Genomic DNA, 20612 nt, shown 5'->3' on the forward strand with positions numbered 1-20612 from the left:
CCCAGCGAAAAGATGGCACTTTCACATCACGAAACAATGATGGCAAAATGACGCCAATGAATCGCCATGTGCAGGGAAGCCAGGTTGCAGCAGTCGGTCAAAGCCTTCGTCTCGCGTTATGCCCGCCCGATCGTCTTCGGCCTGGCCGTCGCCTTCATCGCCCTGTGCGATCCCTTCGGCCTGGCCAGCTCCTCCAACGCCGCCTCGGCGCGCTGGCTGAACCGCCTGTTCGCCGAGCGCTACCCGGACAGCGGGCAGCACCAGGTGGTGGTGGTGCTGGTCGACGACGCCTACCTGCAACGCCACCAGGCCTACTGGCCGCTGCCCTACAACGAACAGAGCAAGCTGTTCAAGCGCCTGCTCGCCTACCAGCCCGGCGCGGTGTTCGTCGACCTGCTGTACAGCCATGACCACTCCCGGGCGGTGCCAGGCCAGCAACCGCTGATGGAAAGCCAGTTGCTGGCCAACGTGTTCGAGCGCTACCAGCGCCAGGGCATCCCCCTGCTGCTGGCCAATACGGGGTTGCCGCGCGGCGTGGACGGCGCGGTCAACGCACTGCCGCGCTTCGCCTCGGTCAGCCGCCCGGCCCTGGTGGCCTGGAGCGGCTTCGGCGACCAGTATCCGCTGGCCGCGCCGACTCCGCTGGGCACCTTGGAGACTCCTGCCCTGGGCCTGTACCGCGAATACTGCCGACGCCACGACTGCCCGACGCTGCCGGCCGACGCCGAGGCCGCCGCGCAACTGCCGGCCATGGCCCTGCAGTGGGGCCTGAAGCTCTCGCCGCAGCAGGAACATATCTCGACCATCGGGCATTGCAGCGCCCCGGGAGTGTTCCGGCAGATGCTCCAGGCGATGTTCTGGAAGCTCGGCAACTCGGCCCAGGCCACCTGCCCGTACAGCCTGACGCTGACCGCCAGCGACCTGGAAGCCACCGCCGACCAAGACCGCGCCCTGCTGCGCGAGTTGCTGCGCGGCAAGCTGGTGCTGGTCGGCGCCAGCATCGCCGGCACCGGCGACCTCACCCTGTCGCCGCTGCACGGCAAGATCCCCGGCGTGTACCTGCACGCCATGGCCCTGGACAACCTGATCGCCTGGGGCCCGCATTACTACCGCGACCCACCGGCACTGGCCGACTTCAGCCTGGGCTCGGTGAACCTGCTGGACCTGGCGCAGCTGGCCCTGCTCGGCCTGATCGCGCAGCTCAAGTTCCTCCAGGCGCGGCCCGCCGGACGCTGGCCGCACAGCCCCTGGCTGCGCTCGCCGATGACCGGCCTTGCGCTGATGACCTTGCTGCTGGCGGCGCTGAGCTATGCGCTGTACCGGCTGAACATGACCCCGGTGAACGTGCTCGGCATCCTCCTGCTGTCGCTTTCTCTGTTCACCGAGAAGATCCAGGAACGCCTTCAGCGCAACGCCTGAAGAGGCTTCGGAAACCGCCCTACTCAAGGAGTCCAGAGATGAGCAAAACCTCCCTATTCCTGCTTTGCGCCCTGTTCAGCCAGAGCCTGTTGGCCGCCAGCCAGGTGGTGGGCTACCTCGACGACACGGTGGAACTGCTCGACGACCAGGGCAAGGTGCAGCGCGCGGTGCCCAGCGCCAGCCTGCCGCGCCAGGCCCTGCCGGTGCTGCAGTACGACAAGGAGCTGGACCTGGTGGAGGTCGAGGTGAGCGGGCAGAAGGTCTGGCTGGACAGCATGGCAGTGCGCGTCGACCCGCCGCTGCACGTGGTCGACCTGCCCTGCGAGAAACTCACCCGCAGCCAGGCCGAGGACCAGCAGAACAACTCCACCATCGGCTTCGGCGCGGGGTGCAAGAAGTGAGGACGGCCCGCATGACGCCCGCCCTGCTGGCCCTGCCGCTGCTCGCCCTGCTGGCCGGCTGCCAGACCCTCGACGGTGCCCACAAGGCGGCGCTGAACCTGGTCGGCCCCTCCACCCAGTCGCGGGTGCAGGGCCACTACCTGGACCAGGCCGAGGTTCGCGAGTACTACCGGCTCGACCCGCAACGCGCCGGCCAGCAGCGCCTGAGCTTCGACGGCCGCACCCTGCCTGCCGGCGAGATCCGCCAGCAGAACCTGGTGCAGATCCCCGAGCTGCAGGCCTACCTGCAAGGCATCGTCGAGCGCCTGGCCAAGGGCTGGCCGGGCGAAGCGCCGAAACTGCAGGTGCGCATCACCGACAGCTACGCCTTCGGCCCCTCGGCCGACCCCTTCGGCACCATCTTCGTGCCGCTGGGCATGCTCGACAACGTCGAGAGCGAGGACGAGATCGCCGCCATGCTCGGCCACGAGATGAGCCACGTGCTGCTGCGCCATCACGACCGCCTGGCCGCGTTCCAGCAGCAGAAGGAACTGATGCTCAACGTCGCCACCACCGTGGTGGTCGCCGCGGTGGCTGCGGACACCGGCGTGGACCGCAGCAGCGGCAAGCTCAGGCTGATCAGCAAGGACCCGCTGGGCACCCAGAAGACCATCGGCAATACGCTGCTCTACACCGCACTGGCCAACAGCTTCTCGGACAACGTCTGGAGCACCGCCTGGGGCCGCACCCAGGAAGACCAGGCCGACCTGCTGGGCAGCGACCTGATGATCCGCGCCGGCTACGCGCCGCGCGCCGCCAGCGTCAGCCTGCAGCGCCTGGGCGATTTCCAGGGCAAGCAGGAACCGCTGCTCGGCGGCTTCCTCAAGGCGCGCCAGGGCGCTATGCAGGAGTCGCTGCAACAGTTCGACCTGAACCGCTTCAGCCGCGAGCTCAACACCCTGCTCGACCAGGGCCTGGGCACGGCCATCGCGGCTACCGGGCAATACTTCACCCGCTCGCACATGTCGCCCACCGACCGCGACGAGGAATTGCGCAAGTACCTGCAGCGCGAGTACCACCAACAGACCCGCGCGCGGGTCGACCGGCGCAGTTGGCCGAAGGTGCGTGACTCGGAGAAGGTGCGTGCCTCGCTGCAGGGCTACAAGGACGCCTACGCCGCCACCGCGGCGCTGGAACAGAAGCAACCGGCCCAGGCCCAGGCCTTCATCGCCCGCGCCCTGGCCTCGCCGGTGGGCAACCAACCCGGGGTGCGCCGCGCCGCCTTCAACGTCCACCTGGACCGCGGTGACGGCCGCGCGGCGCTGGCCGACCTGGAGTCGATCCAGGACTGGTCGCTGGCCGGGCCGTCGATCTACGACCTGATGATCAGCTATCACCTCAAGCGCAACGATCCACAGGCGGCATTGACGATGATCGACAAGGCCGAGCGCAACCTGGGTTCGGAAGAGCTGTTCATCACCGAGAAACTGCTGGCCAACCGTCAGCTCAAGGCCGACGACCAGGTGCAGTCCGTATTGCGCAAGTGCGAGCAATACCCCAGCCGCAAGGAAAGCTGCCGCAAGCTGGTGCCCAGCTCCGTCTGACGCACCAGGCGCCGCCGGTGGCCAGAGCCGCCGGCGGCGTCATCGCCCGCAGCCCGCGCATTGCCCCGGGCTATCTGCCGATTGCATAACCTGGAGCAATTCCCGGCGCCGATTCGTGAGTTAGAAACACAAATCAATTGCCGCGGGGCCGGTTTTTCCGCTTCCGCGGCCTGGCTATCCTGCCGGCCACTCACAGCTTTCGGAGCCTTTCCATGAAAAACATCCTCCTGCTCAATGGCGGCAAGCAGTTCGCCCATTCCAACGGCCAATACAACGCCACCCTGCACGAAGCAGCGCTGGCCCACCTCGACCACGCCGGCTTCGACGTGAAGGAAACCTTCATCGACGGCGGCTACGACATCCAGGAAGAGGTGCAGAAATTCCTCTGGGCCGACGTGGTGATCTACCAGATGCCCGGCTGGTGGATGGGCGCACCCTGGACCGTGAAGAAGTACGTCGACGAGGTCTTCACCGCCGGCCACGGCAGCCTCTACGCCAACGACGGCCGCACCCGCTCCGACGCCTCGCAGAAGTACGGCAGCGGTGGCCTGATCCATGGCAAGCGCTACATGCTCTCGCTGACCTGGAACGCCCCGCAGCAGGCCTTCGACGACCCCAGCGACTTCTTCGAGGGCAAGGGCGTGGATGCGGTCTACTTCCCCTTCCACAAGGCCAACCAGTTCCTCGGCATGCAGGCGCTGCCGACCTTCCTCTGCGTGGATGTGATGAAGCGGCCGAACATCGAGGCGGATGTGGAGCGTTATCGCAAGCATCTGGATGAGGTGTTCGGCAGGCAGTGAGGTTCGGCGTCACCCCGTAGGAGCGGACTCCGTCCGCGATAGCCGGAACCACCGGCGCGATTCGCGGATGAGATCCGCTCCTACGCCACCCCACCCGCGCCATTCCCCTGTAGGAGCGCGCCCTGCGCGCGAAATCGCGGGCAGGGCCCGCTCCTACATGAAGGGGCCCCCGCTTTTCGTAGGAGCGAGCTTGCTCGCGAACCTTTGTCATTCCCGCGAACGCGGGAACCCAGCTGCCTTGGCTTGGGCGTTTCTGCGCCGCTCCGAGTTTGCCCGACCTTCTTGTTTCGCCCCCTCGGGCGAGTCCCTTTTGTCAAACGGTGGAAGGCCACCCCCGCAAAAAGGAACCAAAAAGGCTTGCCCCGCATACGGGCCCGATAAAGCCGGGCTACCCTCACGAATTCCCCCGCCACGGAGGCCCGCCCCGAGGGTACGTCCCTGTAGCCCACGGGGCTCTCGCGACATCCATGTCGCATGACCTCCTGAGCGCGGGTTTCGCTCGGCCTTCTGAAGGGGCGTTTCGGAGTGCGCGGAGGTTTCTCTGGAAATCCAAAAGCAAGAGCGGCGCGCTTTTGCTTTTCGTAGGAGCGAGCTTGCTCGCGAACCCGCCAGTCACTGGGTTCCCGCGTTCGCGGGAATGACGGGGTGGGGTTCGGAGTAGCAGGATGACTCCGAACTCACCGCCCACTCCGAACAGCCCCCTCTCCCACTTGCGGGAGAGGGTTGGGGAGAGGGCGCTCTTAACCCCAACACCTCAGCCACCGACAAACCCCCGTTCGCGAGCAAGCTCGCTCCTACGAGAAGCCGGGCCACCTGGATGAGCGCGGCATTCTTCCGTGCCTGCGCCGCCCCGACAGAAACCCTCCGCACCGTACCGGCAAATGCGCTAGTCTCTGCCTCCCTCCCCTCTGCCTTTCAGGAGCATCACCATGGCCCGCGCTTCCGCCCGTCACATCCTGGTTTCCAGCGAAGCCAAGTGCAATGAACTCAAGGCCGCCATCGAAGGTGGCGCCGACTTCGCCGCCCTGGCCCGCGAGCATTCCACCTGCCCGTCCGGCCGCAGCGGCGGCGACCTGGGTTCCTTCCGCCCGGGCCAGATGGTCCGCGAATTCGACCAGGTGGTGTTCAGCGCGCCGCTGAACCAGGTCCAGGGCCCGGTGAAGACCCAGTTCGGCTACCACCTGGTGGAAGTCACCAGCCGCGAAGACTGATCCCTCCGCGCCGGGCGCGCCTCAGGGCAACAGCGCCCGGCTGCCTTGCCGGGCCACGCCCGGCTTCCGCACTCCGCGGCGCGCGGCGATGGCGCGTAGCAGCAGATAGCAGCCAGCCGCCAGCAGCAGCGAATCCAGCGCCGGCACCCAGGTCAGGGTGAACGGCCAGAACACCTGCAATGCCGCCGCCCCTACCCCGCAGCCCCAGGCGCCGAAGGCTTCCGGCCGCCAGCGGCGCGGGCTGCGCACGGTGCCCCGCAGGTTCAGGTAGTAGTTGCACAGGTACACCCCGCCCACCGGCGGCAGGGCCACGGCCAGCAGCGCCAGGTAATGCTGCAGGGCGTCGCCCAGGCCGGCCAGCCCCAATGTCGCGCCGACCAGCCCGGTGAACAGCGCCAGGCGCCGGCGCTGCACCTGCGGCGCCACGCTGGCGCACACCAGGGTCGCCGCGTAGAGGTTGTAGGCGTTGGTCGACCAGGCCGAGAGCAGGATGATCAGCATCGCCGGCAGGCCCAGGCCGAGGGCGAGCATGATCGCCACCAGTTGCCGCTCCCCGGTGGCCAGGCTGGGCAGCCCGGCCAGCGTCAGCACCAGCGGGAAGCCCAGGCCGAAGGCACAGAACACCGCCGCCAGCGCGCGGCCGGGCGACAGGGCGTGGCGGCAGATGTCCGGCAGCAGGATGCAGCCGATGACCACGCCGCCTACCACCAGCGACATGCCCTGCAGCACCGAGTAATCCCCGGCGCCACCGCCCGCGGGCGGCATGCCGTGGCCTTTCAGCGCCACCCAGCAGGCCCACAGCACCAGGCCCAGCTTCAGCGGCGTGGCCAGTTGCGACAGCCGGTCCAGGGCGCGGAAGCCGACCAGGTTGGTGAGCAGCATCAGCAGGCAGCCGACCAGGCTCCAGCCCAGCGCCGGCACGCCGGCCAGGAAGGCCGGCGCGGCCGCCGCCATGGCCTGGCCGAACAGGCCGGCGACCACGCCGAACCAGCCCAGCAGCGCCAGCGACAGCACTAGGTTGACGCAGCGCCCGCCCACGGCACCGAAGGCGTCGAGGATCAGCATGTAGGTGCTCAGCCGCGAATGCGCCCCGGCGTAGGCGGCGGGCAGCGCCAGCAGCAGGAGTACCGCGCCGCCGCCCAGGCAGGCCAGCAGCGCCTGCTGCCGGCCCAGGGCGTGGGCCAGTTCGGCGCCGGTGACGAAGCACGGCAGGGCGATCAGCGCGCCCATCAGGATCAGGCCGAGGCGCCAGGCGCCCAGGCCTTCGCCGTGTGGCAGGGCGCAGGTGGCAGGGTCGCCGTCGGGCTGCGCGCCAGGTAGCTCGTTCATGCCGGCGCCCTCCCCTGGTCATCGGCCAGGAAGGAGCGCCACGGCGAGTCCAGGCCGAAGCGCGCCGGGCCCACCACCGCCAGCGCCGCCTCGCTGAGCAGGCACGGCGGCGCGGCGTAGGCCAGCAGGCGCACGCGCATGCCGTAGCGCAGGTTCTCGGCGGTCAGCGGCTCGGCGCTCTCGCTGTCCAGCAGGCACAGCAGGTCGGGCACCACCGCCAGCACGCGCTCGCCCTGACGGGCGCGGAGGAACTCGTTCTGGATGTCGATGAGCACCGCTTCGCCGCTGCCGCTGGCCGGCTCCAGCAGCACCTGGCCCCAGTGGAAGCCGTCGCGGGTCTCGTGGCGCACGTCGGCGACCTTGCCGTCGAACAGCTCGCGGGCGCGGCGCCCCGGCTCCAGGCCGTCGAGGAAGCGCACCAGCCCGGCCACCGGGTCGGCGCTGCCGGCGCGCGCCTCGCGGATATGACGGCCGATGCGCAGGGCCTGGGTGATGCTGCCCGCTACCGCGAAGCGCTTCGCCTGGGCCCCGCTCAGCGGATAGAGCACGCCGTACAGGCTGCCGCCCAGGCTCGCGGCCAGGGCCCGGACCATGAGTTCCAGGCTCGGGTTGTCGACCGCGCTCAGGCGCGCCAGGTTGCCCAGGTCATCGCTGAACAGGGCCGGCGAAGCGCTGCAGCCGTGGATGCCGAAGGTGGTCATGTCGATGTGCGGGAAGGCCCGGCCGATGCCGTCGGCATCCACCAGCGGCAGGCCGCTCAGGGCCGCGGCGGCCAGCGGCAGCATGGCGTTGGCGCCGCCGACCTCGGCGCAGATCAGCGCGTCTATCGGCCGCGCGTAGAGCGCCTCGGCCTGCTGCAGCAGGTGCTGCAGGGCAACCTCGCTGAGCAGGTGTTCGACCAGCACGGTGGGCGCGCCTATCCCGGCGATGCTGACCACGAAGGCCTCGTCGGCGAGCTCGGCCAGCGGCAGCAGGCGCGGCTGCAGGCCACGCTGCAATTGGCGACGCAGGAACAGCTCGCCGACATGGGGGTCGCCCCCGCCGCCGGTGCCCAGCAGCACGGCGCCGCGCGCCAGGTCCTGGCTGGAAATGGTATCGAAGCAAGGCATGCTCGGGTCCTCTTCGGGAGTTCAGTGGGCGGCGGCCAGGGCCAGGTCGCCGACGGCGCGGACCTGCACGCGGGTGGCGCCGGCGCGCAGGTGCGTCATGGGCAGTTCGTTCAGTTCCACGACGCCGACGCTGGCAGGCTCGGCGCCGGCCTGCACGGCGGCGTCGATGGCCTCCTGGCGGGCCTGGCGCAGCACGCTTTCACGGTTGCCCGGGTGCATCTCGAACAAGCGGTCGACACGCCCGCTGACCTGGGCGATGGCCGCGCCGATGGCGTTGGCCACCTCCGCGCGGGCCGGGCGCAGCACCTGCGCGGTGCCCTGCAGGTGCATGGGCAGGAGGATGCTGCCGCCACCCACCAGCACCACCGGCAAGGGCGCGCTGCTGGTGCGCATGCGTTCCAGGGCGTGCTCCAGTGTCCCGCGGATGGCGGCCATGGCCTGTTCCACCTGGGCCGGTTCGAGATCGACGAGGCGCCGCGGGTCGCCGATGCCCTGCAGGCAGTGGGCAGCCACGGCGATGTCGGTCGCGCACAGCGCGTCGCCGCCGAACACCCGGGCCCGCTGGCGCAAGTGCAGGCCCAGGGACTCGGGGCCGAGCACCGGCCCATCCTCCGCCAGACGCACCAGGGTGCCGCCGCCGAGGGCGACGGACAGGGTGTCGGGCATGCGCAGGTTGCAACGCACCCCGCCCAGTTCCAGGGGGCCAGCGGTCTGCCGCGGGAAGCCCTGGACCAGGGCGCCGATGTCGCTGGTGGTGCCGCCGATGTCCAGCACCAGGGCGTCCTCGACGCCGGTGAGGAAGGCCGCGCCGCGCAGGCTGTTGGTCGGCCCCGCGGCGCAGGTGAGGATCGGGAAGCGCGTGGCCATCGACGGGGTGATCAGGGTGCCGTCGTTCTGGCTGATGAACAGTGGCGCGTTCAGTTCCAGGCGGCGGAAGGCCCGCATCAGGTCGCCGACCACCCGCTGCGCCAGCGGCTGCAGGCTGGCGTTGACGATGGCCGCGTTCTCCCGCTCCAGCAGGCCGATGCCGCCGACATCCGAAGACAGCGTCAGGTGCACCGCGTCACCCAGGACCTTCCGCAACACCGCCGCCGCTTCCTGCTCGATGTCCGGGCGCAGCGGGGCGAAGGTGGTGGACAGCACCAGCGCCTCGGCGCCGCGCTGGCGGATCGATGCGCCGATCCGTTCGAGCTGGCGCACATCCAGCGCGCTGTAGGTGCGGCCGTTGAACAGCGCGCCGCCGTCGGCCAGGAAGACCTGCCCATCGATCGCCTCGCACAGCTCCGCCGGCCAGCCCAGCAGCGGCGGCACGCCGTCGCCGCGCGGCAGGGCCAGGCGCACCACCGCGACCCGCGCCAGGTGCCGGCGTTCGAGGAAGGCGTTGAGCAGCTGGGTGGTGCCCAGCATCACCGCGGCCACCGCCGCCGGTTCCACCGCCGCCTCGCGCAGCAGTTCGTCGACCGCTGCCGCCACGCCGTCGCCGACCGCCGCGGTGGTGGGGCGCTTCAGGGCGCAGAGCACTTCGCGGCCGCGCATCAGCACGGCGTCGGTATTGGTGCCGCCGACATCGATGCCGATGCGCAGCGCAGGGGTGTCCTTGCGGACCATGGGCTCTCTCCTCAAAGCGAACGTGACCAGACGACATAGGCGGTATTGGCCGCCAGCGAATTGCGCGTGCTCAGCGGCGCCAGCGCCTTGAACTTCAGCGAGCCGGCGGCGCGCGGCAGGTCGTAGGCCAGCACCGGCCCCAGCGCGGTGGCGCGGTAGCGCCGGCCGTCCGGCTCGACGCGCGCGCCGTGCTGGCGGTCGTCATCGAGCTGGCGCGCGTGGTAGCCGGCCAGGCCCAGCTGCCAGCGGCCGATGCGCTGGCCGACGGCGAAGTTGAGGTTGGCCACGGTGCCGCTTTCGTAGTCGGTGGCACGGTTCCGGGAAGCGACGTTGACGAAGGCGTGCAGGCTCAGCTCCAGGCCCTCGCCCAGGGCGTTCGGCCCGCCGAGGTAGGTGAGCGCGGCGTTGGGCACGAAGAAGTAGACGTTGCGCCCGGAGGTATAGAGATCCGAGGTGTTGTAGCGGCCGCTGGGGAACACCATCGAGTACGCCAGCTTGAGCGTCGCCCCGGTGGGCCGCTGGCCGGGGGCGGCGTCGCCCAGGTAGCGGCTCCACATCAGCAGGTCCGCGTAGAGGTCGCCGAAGCCCTGGTAGTGCTGGGCCTCGCCGTTCAGCTCCATGCGCCCGCCGTTGACGCTGCCCTGCAGGCTGGAGGCCAGGGTGCCGCCGAAGACCTGCCCGGGGTAGACGTAGAGCAGGCCCAGGGCGGCCACCTGGGACGCCATGCGGCCTTCGAGCGCCGGGTCGCGCCCGCCGTCGTTGCCATGGAAGCGATCGCCGCTGGCGTAGCCGAGCACCAGCCCGCCGTACAGACCGGAGGTGGCCGGCAGCAGCGCCGCCCCCAGGTCGGTGCCGCCCACCGGCCCGCCGTAGCTGGCCCCCTCGGCGGCGAATGCGCAGGCCAGGGGCAGCGCCGCCTGGCCGAGGAGTACCGCGGTCGTTCTTCGAAGGTTCATTGCACGCCTCCTGCGCCCTGCCGGCGGAGCCATCGCGGCTCACGGCCTGGCGAAGCCTGCGGCCTCGCGGGCCGCGGATTGTCGTTGTCATGGGCTTAGCGCGCGGCGCAGTGCCGCCGCTGCCTGCCGGGCGCAGTATGCGAAGGCCCGGACGGCGCGAGCCGTCCCGGGATGAGGGAAGGTGGCGGGTAAATCGGGGGAGCGCTGCCCCCCGTCGCTACGGCGCTGGCGGGAGTGGCCTGGACGGCGTCCTGGCGTTCGGCCGCGCGGGATATGCGGACGCAGCCCACGGAGGAAGCTGGGGGAAGCAGCCGATCCCCCGGCGAAGGATCGAGGCCGCGCCCCGGTTTCCGTTCCGGCAGGCCGGAACGGCGCCCTGGCTCAGGGCAGGATGGCCCGGCGCCGCGCCATGGCCAGCGCCTCCCGGCGCCGGTGCACGCCCAGCTTGGCGTAGACCGACTTCAGGTGCTGCTTGACCGTCTCCGGGGAAATCCCCAGTTCGCGGGCGATGACCTTGGTGGTGCGGCCGCCGGCCAGGCCCATCAGCGCGTCCAGCTCGCGCCGGGTGAACAGGGCCTGGGCATCCAGGCGTGCGCGGAAGTGCCTTTCCCACAGTTCGATGCAGCGCGCGATCAGCGGCGCCTGGGCGTGGCCCTGGCGCCGTGACATCTCGCGCAGGTGGGTGATCACCTCGGCGCCCGCTTCGATGAAGCTCTGTACCGCGCCACCTTGGCCTAGCAATTCCAGCGCCTCGTCGAGCACCGCCGTTGGCTCGCCGGGCAGTTCACCGGCCAGCAGCGCATGGGCCTTGAGCGCCAGGGCGCGGCCGACGCCGGAGCGGTTGCGCCTATCACGGGCCAGGCGCTCGAAGGCCTCCGCCGTCAGCAGCGCCTCCGCCATCTGCCCCTGGGCCGCCTGCAGCCAGTAGTGGGCCTGGGCGATGGCGACCAGCTCGGCCCAGAACAGCGGGCGCCCGTCCAGGATCTCCTGCCAGAGCCTCGCCAGGTTGACCTCCAGCGCCAGTTCCAGGCCGGCCTCCACCTCGCCCTGGCGCAGGCGCAACTCCACCAGGCTCGCGGCCACCGCGCGGCGCAGCGGGTACTCCAGGGCCCGCCCGGCCCAGGCCGCCTCCAGGCTGGCCATGGCCTGGGCGCTGTCGCCGAGGAAGTAGGCCGCCCGCGCCGCGCCGATCAGGCCGCGCTCCCAGGCCTCGGCCATGGCGTTGCCCAGGCGCGAGGCGCAGTGCGCGAACGCCTGCCGCGCCTGCTCCAGTTCGCCACGCACGTAGTGGACATGGCCGAGCAGCGCATGCACCAGGTAGAAGAGCACCCGCGCCTGCGGGGAAGCTAGCGGCCCGTCCTTGGCCAGCAGGAGGGTCACCGCCTGCAGCACCTCGTCGAAGCGCGCCTGGGCGCTGTCGCTCAGGGCCCGGTAGACCAGCGACCAGGGCTGGTTCTCGCGGAAGCCCTCGCCGCGGTTGACCTCGATGAACTCCTCCAGGCGCAGGCGCGCTTCGTCTATGTTGCCGTAGCGCAGCAGCAGCATGATTTCGCTCGGCAGCACCAGGCACAGGTAGCGCGGGTCCTCGAAGAAGCGCGCGCGGGCATCGGCCATGGCCCGCGCCACCACCTCGCGGGAGGCGCCGTCGCCGGCCCGCTGCACGCAGCCGATGAGCATCATCGCCCGCACGTAGAGCAGGTCGGTGCGCGTCTCCGCGTCTTCCGGCGATGAGGTCACGCCACCGTAGGCGGCCTCCAGCCGCGACAGGTCGAGGCTGTCCTGCAGCGTCTCGCCGCTGAGCATGTGCAGGCAGATGAGCATCAGGCGCAGGCGCGGCTCGCGGCGCACCAGGGTCAGCGGCAGCAGTTCGAGCAGCGCCCGCGTGCGCGCCGTCCCCTCGCTGACCAGCAGGCGCACCGCGCCGGCCTCCAGGATAATCGACACGGCCTGGTAGTAGAGCCCCCCTTGCGAGGCGTGCTCGACGGCGCGGAACACCTGCTGGCGCTGGGCATGGAAGTCGGCCGCGCGCCCCTGCAGCAGGGCGAAGCGGTCCGGCTCGCGGCTTTCCAGGCGGCCGAGGAGGAATTCGCGCAGCAGCGGATGCAGGCGCACCCGCAGCGGCTGCTCGGGCACCACGATGGGCGCCAGGCGCGCGGCCTCGCGCAGCCAGTGCTCGGCGTCGTCGCGCCCGCGCAGGGCATTGGCGCTGGGCACGTCCACGCTGTCCAGGATGCTGCAGTCGAGCAGGAACCCGCTCAGTTCCACAGGCAGGCTGGCGAACACCTCCTCGGCGAGGTAATCGAAGATGCCGCCCAGCGAGGCGTACGGGTCGGTCTCCGGCGGCGCCTGGCCGTCGAGGTTGCCGTTGCAGCGCAGGCGCAGCAGTTGCAGGGCGAAGGGCCAGCCCTCGGTGTAGTTCGCCCAGTAGCGGGCGCGCGTCTCGCCCAGCTGCGCGCCGAGCAGTTGCTGCGTCTCCTCTTCGGTGAACCGCAGGTTGTCGGCCTCGACGACGCGCAGCAGCCCGGCCAATTGCAGTTGCGTGAGCGGCAGCGCCGGTTGCCGCCGGCTGCCCAGCAGCAGGCGGCAACCCGAAGGCAGGCGCCGGGCCAGGTCCTCCAGCAACCGCTCGACTTCGAGGTCCAGGGCCAGGTCCAACTGGTCGACGAACAGGTTGCAATTGCGCGGGCAGGCTTCGAGCAGGCCGAGCAGCGCGCCGAGGCCGGCATCCTCCGCCGGGCCCAGCCCACCCTGGTGCAGGCACTGCAGCAGGCTTTCGAGGAACAGTTCCGGCCGGCAGTCGCTCTCGCCGCAGTTCACCCAGAAGGTGTACTCGCCCCGCTCGGCCAGCAGCCGCTCGACCTGCGCCAGCAGGGTCGTCTTGCCGAAGCCCGCCGGGGCGCAGACCAGCACCAGGCGGGCGTCCCTCGGGGCGGCGCCGAGCAGCGCGTCGAACAGGCGCTGGCGGAGGAGTGAATCACTGATGTCGACGATCGGGGCGAAACGGCCATCGGCCAACGTACTCATGCTTGCAGTTCCCATACGTTCTCCAGGTGGCGCCGGCGCCCCGGGCATGGCGCGGATCACCGGCGGTGGTGCGGGCGGCCGGAAAGGGTTGTCTCCGTTGGTCGAGTGGGTATTGCGTATCTTTCGCATCCAGACACTAGCCAGGATGCGCTACGCACAGGTGGACCCGGCCGGCCGCCAGGGGATCGAGTCCTGTCGCGTGTCTGCACGGACCTGGCGGCCTTCCTGCCGCCTTCCGGCACGGCAGTATGGGAAGCTGCCGGCTACGGACAGCGGTAAAAACGGGGGAGTGCCTAACCGCAAATGGGGGATGGCGACGGTCATTGGCAGCACCAAGACGAAGCATTGAGAAATACCCGCGCAAGTCAGCCATCCACGTCCGCAAGCAACGAAGGATTTGGCTTTGTATTGCGTAGGTAATCGGCCAATCTGGCGCAGCCCCATCGACATCGCCGGGACGACCCAGGTCAAGAGATCGGCGCCGCCGGCACGCTAGGCTGCGCGCCACCCAACAGGCCACCGTCCGCCAGGCCGGCTAGGCTGAGAACATGCGCCCGCCCCACCCGGGCGCCCGCCCTTGCGAGGATTCCCCATGAGCGATGCCAGCGACAGCGCCCTGCCCGACGTCTTCAGCCAGCTGCACCAGCTGGCGCAGCACGCCGGTTCCGACATGTTCTTCAGCGTCGGCGCGGCGCCGCACATCAAGGTCGAGGGCGTCAGCCGCCCGGCCGGCGAGCGCCGCCTGCGCAGCGGCGAGGTCAAGCAGCTGGCCTACCAGTTGATGTCGCAGCAGCAGATCGCCGACTTCGAGCGCGACCTGGAGATGAACCTGGCGGTGGCGGTGCCCGGCAGCGGGCGCTTCCGCGTCAACGTCTACCTGCAGCGCGGCGAGGTGGCCATGGTGGTGCGGCTGATCAGGCAGGTCATCCCCGACGCCGCCAGCCTCGGCCTGCCGTCGATCCTGGAGAAGCTGGCGGTGCAGGACCGCGGCCTGATCCTGGTGGTGGGCGCGGCCGGCGCCGGCAAGTCCACCACCCTGGCGGCGATGCTCGACTTCCGCAACCGCCACCGCTCGGGGCACATCGTCTGCATCGAGGACCCCATCGAGTTCCTCCACAGCCACCAGCGCTCGATCATCGACCAGCGCGAAGTCGGCCTGGACACCCACAGCTTCGAGGACGCCCTGCGCAACGTGCTGCGCGAGGCGCCGGACGTGATCATGCTCGGCGAAATCCGCGACGCCGCGACCATGCAGCACGCCCTGCACTACGCCGAGACCGGCCACCTGTGCATGGCCACCCTGCACGGCACCAGCGCCCGCCACGCCATCGAGCGCATCGCCCGCTTCTTCCCCGACGAGGCCCGCCCGCAGGTGCTGGCCGACCTGTCGCAGAACCTCCTGGCGCTGGTCGGCCAGCGCCTGGTGCCGGGCACCACCCAGCGCCGCGTGGCGGCGGTGGAACTGGTGCTGGGCACGCCGCACATCCGCGGGCTGATCCAGCGCGACGAACTGCCGGAACTGCGCGGCGCCATCGAACGCGCCCTGGAACAAGGCATGCAGAGCTTCGACCAGAGCCTGTACCAACTGCTGGAAGCCGGCCGCATCAGCGTCGCCGACGCCCTGAAATTCGCCGACTCACGCACCGACCTGAGCCTGAAGATCAAGCTGGAGCGCGGTTTCGACGGCGACGAGGGCGGGAGTGCCTTCGGCATCTGAGCCCTGCCCTCCGCCAGCCATCGCCGGCCCTGCCGGCGCAATCGCGGATAGGATCCGCTCCTACGGTATTCCGTGCCTCACTGGGCGTAGGCGCAGCGCCTTTCGTAGGAGCGAGCTTGCTCGCGAACAGAGTCCGCAGCGGGGCTCATTCGCGAGCAAGCTCGCTCCTACGAAGAGCAGCTCGGCGCAGCGGGCAAGGTAGTTGTGCCTGTGGGGATCGAGCCGAACGCCGCGTGCTCCCTGCCCCGCTCAAGAAACATCCTCACGTATATCCGCCGCGGCGGGGAACCCCGCGGTTGCTAGGCTTCCCGGCTCACCTACGCCCCAGGAGGTAGCCGATGAACTTCACCCAAGGCCTTCAGAGCGCCCGCTTGCAGTTACGCCCCCTGTGCCTGGACGACGCCGACGCCTTGTTCTCGATGATGTCCGACCCGCAGGTGATGCGCTATTGGAACACCCCGCCCTGGACCGAGCCGGAACAAGCCGTGCATGGCATCCGTCGGGACATGGAGGCATTCGCCAGGGGGGAATATCTGACCTTGGCCATCACCCGCCGCCATGAGACCGAACTCATCGGCACCTGCATGCTGTTCAACATCGCCGAGGAGTCGAGAAGAGCCGAGCTGGGCTACTGCCTGGCCAGCGCCGCGCAAGGCCAGGGATTCATGAACGAGGCCCTGCGCAGCCTGCTCGACTACGCCTTTGGCGACCTGCGCCTGAACCGCCTGGAGGCGGACATCGACCCGCGTAACCTGGCCTCCGCCGCCATCCTGGAACGCCTGGGCTTCCGCCACGAGGGCCTGCTGCGGCAGCGCTGGATGGTCGCCGGCGAAGTGTCCGACTCGGCACTGTATGGGCTGCTCGCCGAGGACTGGGCCCAAACCCGAGCGCAATATCCATAGCGGACTCCATCCACGAACCGTGCGCAGGCCCGGCCTATTCGCGTGTACGCGTGCTCCCGGGCCCGGGATGCCCAACCAGGGGTGGCAATTTCAGGACTTTCGGCATACCTTGTATTTACAAGTGTAAATACGGGACATCCCATGCAGTTTGAATGGGACGAGGCCAAGAACCAGGCCAACATCCGCAAGCACGGCATCGATTTCCGCGATGTACCGGAAATCTTCCAGCACCCGCTGCTGGCCTTGCGCGATGACCGAATCGATTACGAGAAAGAGCGCTGGATCGCCATCGGCTGGCTCCGGCGGCTCGTCGGCGTGGTGGTCTATACCGAACGACGGGGCGAGGTGATCCGCATCATCTCGGCGCGCAAGGCCACACGCCAGGAGGTGAGGCGCTATGTCGAAAGCATCGAAGACTGATTGGAAGCGGCTGGTCGAACAGGGCGACGACGCCATCGACACCTCCGATATCCCCGAACTGGGCGACGACTTCTTCCGCCGCGCGCAATTGCGCGTCCCGGCCAAGCAGACCGTCACCATCCGCCTGGATGCGGATGTACTGGAGTGGTTCAAAGCCCAGGGCAGCGGCTATCAGACGCGCATCAACCAGTTGCTGCGGCTCTATATGGAAGCTCACCGGCAGTCCTAGGGATACACGGGCTCACTCCTACGAAGAGCGCCTCGGCACGGTGGGCAAGACAGTTGCTCCTGCAACCGCGTTTACCTGGAACCGTAGGGCGCATAACCGTTCGCGGTTATCCGCCGTTGCCCCGAACACCGCGGCCCAGCCATGTAGGATAGGTTGAGCTTGCGATACCCATCACCCATGGCCCGATGGGTATCGCTTCGCTCAACCCATCCTACGAAGAGCAGCTCGGCATGGGAGCGCGCGCCCGGTTCCTGAACGGCACGCCGGCCGTCTATGCTTGCCCACGCGGAGACGGCAAAATCGTCGGCTCCGCGCCCGTTCGCCATCGAGGGACCTTCATGGGCATGCGCCACCCGTTCTCCCGCCTCGCCGTCATCGGCCTGCCACTGTGCCTGGCCGGCTGCGCCAGCCATGACGCCGAGCAGCAGCACCAGCTGTACCGCAACGACATGCTCGAGGCGAAGCTGCTGATCGCCTCCGCCGATCCGGGCAACTACGCCCGCGCCAACGACCTGCTCGAACGCGCCCGCGAGGCCGACCAGCGCGGCGAGGTGGCCTTCTACGAGGCGCTGCTGAAGATCCGCCAGCAGGCCCCGGCGGACCAGGCCCTGCCCCTGCTGGAGCGCGCCGCCAAGGCCGGCCAGCCCTACGCCATCGCCCTGCTCTACCGCGTCTACAGCCAGCCCCTGCTCGGCCAGGATGCCGACGCGCTGAAGGCCGAGGAATACCGCAAGGCCTACGCCGAGCTGGACGTGGCCAAGAGCGGCTACCCGAACTTCGAGCGCGCCGGGCAGATCGTCGACCAGTTGCTCAGCCAGCAGCCGGCGCAGTGAGCCTCAGCCCTCCTCGGGGCTGCGCGTCTCGGCCTGTTCGAAGGTGCGCTCGCCGGGGTTCTTGCCGTGGGGCAGGTGGTGTTCGATCACCGCGTTGAGTTCGGCGCCCAGCAGCAGCACCGCGGCGGAGATGTAGAAGTACAGCAGCAGCACGATGATGGCGCCGACGCTGCCGTACATGGCGTTGTAGTCGGCGAAGTTCTTCACGTAGAAACCGAAGGCCAGGGACGCCGCCACCCAAGCCACCACCGCCAGCACCGAGCCGGGGGTGATGAAGCGGAACTTCTGCTTGACGTTGGGGGTGGCGTAGTAGATCACCGCCACCGCCATCATCATCAGCAGGACCATCACCGGCCAGCGCAGCAGCGACCAGAGCACCACCACGTAATCCTGCAGGCCGATGCGCTCGGCGATCCAGCCCATCACCTGCGGCCCGAGGATCATCAGCGCGGTCACCAGCATCAGCATCACCGCCAGGCCCAGGGTGTAGAGCAGCGACAGCGGCACGCGCTTCCACACCGGGCGCGCCTCGCGCACGTCGTAGGCGGCGTTGAGCGCGTTCATCAACGAGCGCACCGCCGCCGAGGACGACCAGAGCGCGACCACGATCCCCACCGAGAGCAGCCCGCCCTGGCGCTGCTGCAACTGGTCGATGATCGGGTTGACCTGCTCCAGGGCCTGGCCCGGCAGCACGTAGGCGGCCTGCTCGCGCAGCCAGTCGAAGAATTCCGGCAGGTGCAGGAAGCCCAGCAGGGCGATGAGGAACAGCAGGAACGGGAACAGCGAGAACAGCCCCTGGTAGGCCAGCGCCGCCGCGTAGGTGGGCATCTCGTCGTCGAGGAATTCCTTGACGGTCAGTTTCAGCAGTTGCCAGGGGCCCAGGCGCAGGCCCCGAAAATCCATGAATCGCATGCCTGGTTTCCTTCCTCCGCAGTCCGGCCGCGGCGCGGCTCCGTGTCGACGGTTGACCCGCCGGCACGGCTCAAGTTCGGTCCTTGCGGGCAAGCCTAGCCACTGGGCGCGGCCAGGGGAAGTTGCGCAGGCGGCGGGCAGGTGTGGGAAATGGCCTATACACTTCAGCGCAACCACAGCCGGAGGAACCCCGCATGCCCATCCCGATGCTCCGCCCCGCCCGCCGCCTCGGCGCCACCCTGCTGCTCGCCGGCGCTGCCTTCGCCAGCCTGCAACCCCAGGCCCGGGCGGAGGACGAAGCCACCTTCCTCAAGGAGTCGGCCGCCTTCTTCGAGCAGCAGAGCAAGCAGCTGCCGGTGCAGGTGGACCAGGTGACGCGCCTGGAGAACGTGCACCTGGACACCGACAGCAAGGTGCTGCACTACCGCTATGGCATTTCCAGCATGAAGGCCGAGGGCATGCAGGCCGATGCCCTGGACAAGTTCAAGGGCGAGCAGCGCACCCGCCTGGAACGCGCCACCTGCCAGCAGCCGGCGCTGCTGCAGCGCATCCGCGAGCACGGCATCCGCGTCGCCCACGACTACGACGGCAGCGACGGCAAGCCGCTGGCGAGCATCGAGATCGACCCGCAGAAACTCCAGTGCCAGGGATGAGCCGCACCGACTATCACCGCGAACACGCCGCCCGGGCCGAAGCCGAGGCCCGCCGGCTACTGGCCGAGCGCCAGGCCCTGGGCGGGCGCTGGCTGGCCTGGGTGGCCGGCGAACTCTACCGCCTGGGCCCGCCGCAGTACGCGGCCATGGTCCGCCGCGAGCTGGAGCGGCTCAGCGGCCAAGCCTGAAGCGCCCGGCAGGTCTATGCTGAAGAAGCACCGGCCCGCGCCTGCGGGCCGACGGAGCGCCGACCGCAGGGATGCCAGTCCTTCCCAGTCCACGAGGTAACGGTCATGAGCAAAGGTCTGAACGCCCACAAGGAAGGCAAGAAGAAGCCCCTGAAGACGGCCCACGAGAAACGCATGGCGAAAAAGCAGAAGAAATCCGGCAATGCGCTGCTCGGCAGTCACGGGCAGACGTCCTGAGTCCAACGGCTGCGGACGGCCGCTTGGGGGCGGTTGTCCGCGAATTACTCAGGGGGTCGGTGGATGGGTTGAGCTTGCGAAACCCATGCGGTTGCGGTGATGAGTATCGCTTCGCTCAACGCCATCCTACGAAAAGCAGTGCTCGCTCATGCGGTAGGAGCGGACCTTGTCCGTGATAACCGGACGTCCCGGCGCGATTCGCGGATGAGATCCGCTACGCAACCCCACCCGCGCCATTCCCCTGTAGGAGCGCGCTCTGCGCGCGAATCGCGGGCAGGGCCCGCTCCTACAACTCCAGGGAGGCACGGGCGTAGGAGCGGACTTTGTCCGCGATTGGATTCACCGGCCACGCCAAATGCCCAGGAGGCGGCCCCTCAATCATCCGCCTTCGGATCCAACCCCGGGAACAGCACTTCAGTAAAACCAAACTTACCGAAATCCGTGATCCGCGACGGATACAGCCGACCAATCAGATGGTCGCACTCATGCTGCACCACCCTGGCATGAAACCCCTCCACCGTGCGATCGACAGGTTGCCCCTGCGGATCCAGCCCCTGATAGCGAATACGCTTGTAGCGATTCACCGCCCCACGCAGGCCGGGCACCGACAGGCAGCCCTCCCAACCCTCCTCCATATCCTCGCCCAACGGCGTGATCACCGGATTGAGCAGGATGGTCGGCGGCACCGCCGGAGCATCCGGATATCGCTCACTGCGTTCGAAACCGAAAATCACCAGTTGCAGGTCCACGCCTATCTGCGGCGCGGCCAGGCCGACGCCGCCGGCGTGGTGCATGGTGTCGAACATGTCGTCGATCAGTTGCCGCAGTTCGGCGCTGCCGATCATCTGCGCCGGCACCGGCGGGGCGACGCGCAGCAAGCGCTCGTCGCCCATCTTGAGAATCTCGCGGATCATGCCCCTGGGCCCCTGGCTGGCGGTTGTGCGTGAGCTGGCATCCTCGCCCCTTGCCCGGCGCCTGGCAAGGCCCGCTACGCCCGTCGCCCCGGGGGGCCGGGAGCGTCCAGGGGCGTAAAATTCAAAGAGTGACACGCGGCCATCGGGCTGCGATCCGCGTGGAACTG

Annotated in this window: 20 protein-coding genes; 13 read left to right on the plus strand and 7 right to left on the minus strand. The window is 69.2% G+C overall.

Features of this window, described 5'->3' with window-relative positions; all coding sequences use genetic code 11:
• The first annotated feature begins 66 nt into the window (after positions 1 to 66).
• The 5 genes from M8R19_RS05720 (at position 67) to M8R19_RS05740 (ending at position 5414) form a co-directional block, all read left to right on the plus strand.
• Positions 67 to 1419: a CHASE2 domain-containing protein gene (locus tag M8R19_RS05720; RefSeq protein ID WP_249917277.1), complete on the plus strand. Its 1353-nt coding sequence runs from the start codon at positions 67 to 69 to the stop codon at positions 1417 to 1419.
• Between the two features lie 38 nt (positions 1420 to 1457).
• Complete coding sequence (locus M8R19_RS05725; RefSeq protein ID WP_249917278.1) at positions 1458 to 1820, plus strand: hypothetical protein; 363 nt, start codon at positions 1458 to 1460, stop codon at positions 1818 to 1820.
• 11 nt (positions 1821 to 1831) lie between these two features.
• Positions 1832 to 3403, plus strand: coding sequence for a M48 family metallopeptidase (locus tag M8R19_RS05730; protein ID WP_249917279.1), 1572 nt, complete (start codon positions 1832 to 1834; stop codon positions 3401 to 3403).
• Positions 3404 to 3615: 212 nt separating this feature from the next.
• Complete coding sequence (gene mdaB / locus M8R19_RS05735; RefSeq protein ID WP_249917280.1) at positions 3616 to 4203, plus strand: NADPH:quinone oxidoreductase MdaB; 588 nt, start codon at positions 3616 to 3618, stop codon at positions 4201 to 4203.
• Positions 4204 to 5132: 929 nt separating this feature from the next.
• Positions 5133 to 5414, plus strand: coding sequence for a peptidylprolyl isomerase (locus M8R19_RS05740; RefSeq protein WP_009621739.1), 282 nt, complete (start codon positions 5133 to 5135; stop codon positions 5412 to 5414).
• A 21-nt stretch (positions 5415 to 5435) separates the two neighbouring features.
• Here M8R19_RS05740 and M8R19_RS05745 read toward each other — a convergent pair whose 3' ends face one another.
• The 5 genes from M8R19_RS05745 to M8R19_RS05765 all read right to left on the minus strand — a co-directional run bounded on the left by M8R19_RS05745 (position 5436) and on the right by M8R19_RS05765 (position 13440).
• Positions 5436 to 6743 (minus strand): SLC5/6 family protein, encoded by a 1308-nt coding sequence (locus M8R19_RS05745; protein ID WP_249917281.1) that lies wholly within the window; start codon positions 6741 to 6743, stop codon positions 5436 to 5438.
• Positions 6740 to 7852, minus strand: coding sequence for an S-methyl thiohydantoin desulfurase family protein (locus M8R19_RS05750; RefSeq protein WP_249917282.1), 1113 nt, complete (start codon positions 7850 to 7852; stop codon positions 6740 to 6742). The genes M8R19_RS05745 and M8R19_RS05750 overlap by 4 nt, the downstream gene beginning before the upstream one ends.
• A gap of 21 nt (positions 7853 to 7873) precedes the next feature.
• Complete coding sequence (locus M8R19_RS05755; protein WP_249917283.1) at positions 7874 to 9460, minus strand: hydantoinase/oxoprolinase N-terminal domain-containing protein; 1587 nt, start codon at positions 9458 to 9460, stop codon at positions 7874 to 7876.
• Positions 9461 to 9471: 11 nt separating this feature from the next.
• Complete coding sequence (locus M8R19_RS05760; protein ID WP_043270753.1) at positions 9472 to 10416, minus strand: SphA family protein; 945 nt, start codon at positions 10414 to 10416, stop codon at positions 9472 to 9474.
• 381 nt (positions 10417 to 10797) lie between these two features.
• Positions 10798 to 13440, minus strand: coding sequence for a winged helix-turn-helix domain-containing protein (locus M8R19_RS05765; RefSeq protein ID WP_249917284.1), 2643 nt, complete (start codon positions 13438 to 13440; stop codon positions 10798 to 10800).
• Positions 13441 to 14032: 592 nt separating this feature from the next.
• Between M8R19_RS05765 and M8R19_RS05770 the strand changes: the two genes are divergently transcribed.
• The 5 genes from M8R19_RS05770 to M8R19_RS05790 all read left to right on the plus strand — a co-directional run bounded on the left by M8R19_RS05770 (position 14033) and on the right by M8R19_RS05790 (position 17541).
• Positions 14033 to 15157, plus strand: a complete 1125-nt coding sequence (locus M8R19_RS05770) for a PilT/PilU family type 4a pilus ATPase (protein WP_074976992.1) — start codon at positions 14033 to 14035, stop codon at positions 15155 to 15157.
• A gap of 338 nt (positions 15158 to 15495) precedes the next feature.
• Positions 15496 to 16059 carry a GNAT family N-acetyltransferase gene (locus M8R19_RS05775; protein WP_249917285.1) on the plus strand — a complete coding sequence of 188 codons (564 nt, stop codon included), beginning with the start codon at positions 15496 to 15498 and terminating at the stop codon, positions 16057 to 16059.
• Between the two features lie 141 nt (positions 16060 to 16200).
• On the plus strand, positions 16201 to 16479 hold the full coding sequence (locus tag M8R19_RS05780) for a BrnT family toxin (RefSeq protein ID WP_249917286.1): 279 nt from the start codon (positions 16201 to 16203) through the stop codon (positions 16477 to 16479).
• Positions 16457 to 16708 carry a BrnA antitoxin family protein gene (locus M8R19_RS05785; RefSeq protein WP_249917287.1) on the plus strand — a complete coding sequence of 84 codons (252 nt, stop codon included), beginning with the start codon at positions 16457 to 16459 and terminating at the stop codon, positions 16706 to 16708. The genes M8R19_RS05780 and M8R19_RS05785 overlap by 23 nt, the downstream gene beginning before the upstream one ends.
• Before the next feature lie 338 nt (positions 16709 to 17046).
• Complete coding sequence (locus M8R19_RS05790) at positions 17047 to 17541, plus strand: hypothetical protein (RefSeq protein ID WP_074976997.1); 495 nt, start codon at positions 17047 to 17049, stop codon at positions 17539 to 17541.
• A 3-nt stretch (positions 17542 to 17544) separates the two neighbouring features.
• Here the strand turns inward: M8R19_RS05790 and M8R19_RS05795 are convergent, their stop codons facing one another.
• The gene (locus M8R19_RS05795; protein ID WP_009621718.1) at positions 17545 to 18453 is read right to left on the minus strand and encodes a YihY/virulence factor BrkB family protein; all 909 of its coding nucleotides are present in this window, start codon (positions 18451 to 18453) and stop codon (positions 17545 to 17547) included.
• Positions 18454 to 18647: 194 nt separating this feature from the next.
• On the opposite strand from M8R19_RS05795, the gene M8R19_RS05800 reads away from it, so the two are divergent.
• The 3 genes from M8R19_RS05800 to M8R19_RS33135 all read left to right on the plus strand — a co-directional run bounded on the left by M8R19_RS05800 (position 18648) and on the right by M8R19_RS33135 (position 19531).
• Positions 18648 to 19106 (plus strand): hypothetical protein, encoded by a 459-nt coding sequence (locus M8R19_RS05800; protein ID WP_249917288.1) that lies wholly within the window; start codon positions 18648 to 18650, stop codon positions 19104 to 19106.
• Positions 19103 to 19294: a hypothetical protein gene (locus M8R19_RS05805; protein ID WP_074977001.1), complete on the plus strand. Its 192-nt coding sequence runs from the start codon at positions 19103 to 19105 to the stop codon at positions 19292 to 19294. The genes M8R19_RS05800 and M8R19_RS05805 overlap by 4 nt, the downstream gene beginning before the upstream one ends.
• 105 nt (positions 19295 to 19399) lie before the next feature.
• Positions 19400 to 19531 (plus strand): hypothetical protein, encoded by a 132-nt coding sequence (locus M8R19_RS33135; RefSeq protein ID WP_009621712.1) that lies wholly within the window; start codon positions 19400 to 19402, stop codon positions 19529 to 19531.
• A 374-nt stretch (positions 19532 to 19905) separates the two neighbouring features.
• On the opposite strand, the gene def is transcribed toward M8R19_RS33135, so the two are convergent.
• Positions 19906 to 20445 carry a peptide deformylase gene (gene def, locus M8R19_RS05810; RefSeq protein WP_074977003.1) on the minus strand — a complete coding sequence of 180 codons (540 nt, stop codon included), beginning with the start codon at positions 20443 to 20445 and terminating at the stop codon, positions 19906 to 19908.
• Between the last annotated feature and the right edge of the window lie 167 nt (positions 20446 to 20612).

The sequence above is a fragment of the Pseudomonas sp. R3.Fl genome, from assembly GCF_023516765.1.
Lineage (GTDB): Bacteria > Pseudomonadota > Gammaproteobacteria > Pseudomonadales > Pseudomonadaceae > Pseudomonas > Pseudomonas citronellolis.

Excerpts from the sequence above, each read along its gene's own strand:
- M8R19_RS05720 (WP_249917277.1), top strand. The coding sequence starts at position 67 with ATGTGCAGGGAAGCCAGGTTGCAGCAGTCGGTCAAAGCCTTCGTCTCG.
- M8R19_RS05725 (WP_249917278.1), top strand. The coding sequence starts at position 1,458 with ATGAGCAAAACCTCCCTATTCCTGCTTTGCGCCCTGTTCAGCCAGAGC.
- M8R19_RS05730 (WP_249917279.1), top strand. The coding sequence starts at position 1,832 with ATGACGCCCGCCCTGCTGGCCCTGCCGCTGCTCGCCCTGCTGGCCGGC.
- mdaB (WP_249917280.1), top strand. The coding sequence starts at position 3,616 with ATGAAAAACATCCTCCTGCTCAATGGCGGCAAGCAGTTCGCCCATTCC.
- M8R19_RS05740 (WP_009621739.1), top strand. The coding sequence starts at position 5,133 with ATGGCCCGCGCTTCCGCCCGTCACATCCTGGTTTCCAGCGAAGCCAAG.
- M8R19_RS05745 (WP_249917281.1), bottom strand. The coding sequence starts at position 6,743 with ATGAACGAGCTACCTGGCGCGCAGCCCGACGGCGACCCTGCCACCTGC.
- M8R19_RS05750 (WP_249917282.1), bottom strand. The coding sequence starts at position 7,852 with ATGCCTTGCTTCGATACCATTTCCAGCCAGGACCTGGCGCGCGGCGCC.
- M8R19_RS05755 (WP_249917283.1), bottom strand. The coding sequence starts at position 9,460 with ATGGTCCGCAAGGACACCCCTGCGCTGCGCATCGGCATCGATGTCGGC.
- M8R19_RS05760 (WP_043270753.1), bottom strand. The coding sequence starts at position 10,416 with ATGAACCTTCGAAGAACGACCGCGGTACTCCTCGGCCAGGCGGCGCTG.
- M8R19_RS05765 (WP_249917284.1), bottom strand. The coding sequence starts at position 13,440 with ATGAGTACGTTGGCCGATGGCCGTTTCGCCCCGATCGTCGACATCAGT.
- M8R19_RS05770 (WP_074976992.1), top strand. The coding sequence starts at position 14,033 with ATGAGCGATGCCAGCGACAGCGCCCTGCCCGACGTCTTCAGCCAGCTG.
- M8R19_RS05775 (WP_249917285.1), top strand. The coding sequence starts at position 15,496 with ATGAACTTCACCCAAGGCCTTCAGAGCGCCCGCTTGCAGTTACGCCCC.
- M8R19_RS05780 (WP_249917286.1), top strand. The coding sequence starts at position 16,201 with ATGCAGTTTGAATGGGACGAGGCCAAGAACCAGGCCAACATCCGCAAG.
- M8R19_RS05785 (WP_249917287.1), top strand. The coding sequence starts at position 16,457 with ATGTCGAAAGCATCGAAGACTGATTGGAAGCGGCTGGTCGAACAGGGC.
- M8R19_RS05790 (WP_074976997.1), top strand. The coding sequence starts at position 17,047 with ATGGGCATGCGCCACCCGTTCTCCCGCCTCGCCGTCATCGGCCTGCCA.
- M8R19_RS05795 (WP_009621718.1), bottom strand. The coding sequence starts at position 18,453 with ATGCGATTCATGGATTTTCGGGGCCTGCGCCTGGGCCCCTGGCAACTG.
- M8R19_RS05800 (WP_249917288.1), top strand. The coding sequence starts at position 18,648 with ATGCCCATCCCGATGCTCCGCCCCGCCCGCCGCCTCGGCGCCACCCTG.
- M8R19_RS05805 (WP_074977001.1), top strand. The coding sequence starts at position 19,103 with ATGAGCCGCACCGACTATCACCGCGAACACGCCGCCCGGGCCGAAGCC.
- M8R19_RS33135 (WP_009621712.1), top strand. The coding sequence starts at position 19,400 with ATGAGCAAAGGTCTGAACGCCCACAAGGAAGGCAAGAAGAAGCCCCTG.
- def (WP_074977003.1), bottom strand. The coding sequence starts at position 20,445 with ATGATCCGCGAGATTCTCAAGATGGGCGACGAGCGCTTGCTGCGCGTC.